The organism is Micromonospora sp. LOL_014 (assembly GCF_048060245.1).
In the GTDB taxonomy this organism is placed as follows: domain Bacteria; phylum Actinomycetota; class Actinomycetes; order Mycobacteriales; family Micromonosporaceae; genus Micromonospora_E.
The window spans coordinates 1-1,383 of record NZ_JBHMIP010000086.1 but is presented as its reverse complement, the minus strand read 5'-3'; the positions used below and the strand labels follow the sequence as shown (position 1 = coordinate 1,383).

The following is a 1,383-nucleotide window of genomic DNA, read 5'->3' as shown; positions in this document are numbered from 1 at the left end:
GCTGTTGCGTAGTCGGTTGAGGGGCTCTTGAGCTGGGGTTTTCGATGGGATTCGGCGAGTTCCGGGGTCCGTGTAGGACGGGTGCGGCCCGCTGGTGATCATGAGTTTGCGAAGACCATGACCCAGAAGAGGACCGCACCCGCTGATGTCATCATCACTGACCGAGATCGTGTTGCCACATCGACCCCCCAACCTGCCGTCACCAGTCGTGGTGACCGATCGTGACCGCCGTAGCTTGTTCGTGGCCCTGGAGGCCATCAACGACCCACGGGATCCACGAGGCCGGAGATACCCGCTGGTCAGCGTGCTTGCGGCGGCGGTGTGCGCGGTACTGGCCGGGGCGTGCACGTTCGCCGCCGTCCACGACTGGGTGCGTTTCCAGGACCGTCCCGTGTGGGCCCGGCTCGGGTTCACCGGACGGGTACCCGCCGCCACGACGGTGTGGCGGCTGTTGATCCGGCTCGACGCCGAGGTGTTGTCACAGGTTCTGGCCCGCTGGCTGCGTGACCGGGCGGGGCCGGTCGTGATCGGCGGGCGCCGGTGGCGCCTGGTGATCGCCGTGGACGGCAAGGTCGCCCGGGGCGCCCGACTACCCGACGGGCGGCAGGTCCACCTGCTCTCGGCGTACGACACCGGCACCGGGATCGTGCTCGCCCAGGTCCAGATCGCGGCGAAGTCGAACGAGATCCCGGCGTTCACCCCGCTGCTACGCCTGGTCGCGGCCGTGCTGGGATCGTTGAGGGACGTCCTCGTGGTCGCGGACGCGTTGCACGCACAGACCGGGCACGCCGAGTTGCTCGCCGCCGACGGCGGACATCTGATGACCGCGGTCAAGGCCAACCAGCCCACCTTGTTCGCCCAGCTCAAGGCCCTTCCCTGGGCTGAGGTCCCGGTCGGGTCCCAGACCCGCGAGACCGGTCACGGACGCAAGGAGACCCGCACCGTCAAGGTCCTCACCGTGTCCACCCCGGGAGGCCTGGGCTTCCCCTACGCGCGGCAGGCCGTCCGGATCACCCGGACCCGCACGATCAAGGGCAGGACCACCCGTGAGACGGCGTACCTGACCGTCTCGCTGCCCGCCGACCAGGCCCAGCCCGCTGATCTGGGCACCTGGGCGCGGTCGGAATGGCATATCGAGAATCGGCTCCATCACGTACGGGATGTCACGTTCCGTGAGGATGCCCATAGCGCCCGAACGGGTAGCGGGCCCGCCGTGTTCGCCACGCTCCGCAACACCGCGATCGGATACCACCACGTTGATGGTGCTACCAACATCGCCGAAGCCACCCGACGTGCCAGCCACCGCCCGCACGACCTCATCGACGCCGTAACCACGGGAAACCCTGCCGTGACCAGGGGTCACCCGACTTTGCAATAGCCCTG

General features: G+C 68.4%; 1 protein-coding gene. It reads left to right on the top strand.

Annotated elements, in window-relative coordinates; all coding sequences use genetic code 11:
• Window positions 1-241: 241 nt before the first annotated feature.
• Window positions 242-1,378 carry an ISAs1 family transposase gene (locus tag ACFHW1_RS28710; RefSeq protein ID WP_416557671.1) on the top strand — a complete coding sequence of 379 codons (1,137 nt, stop codon included), beginning with the start codon at window positions 242-244 and terminating at the stop codon, window positions 1,376-1,378.
• The last annotated feature ends 5 nt before the right edge of the window (window positions 1,379-1,383 follow it).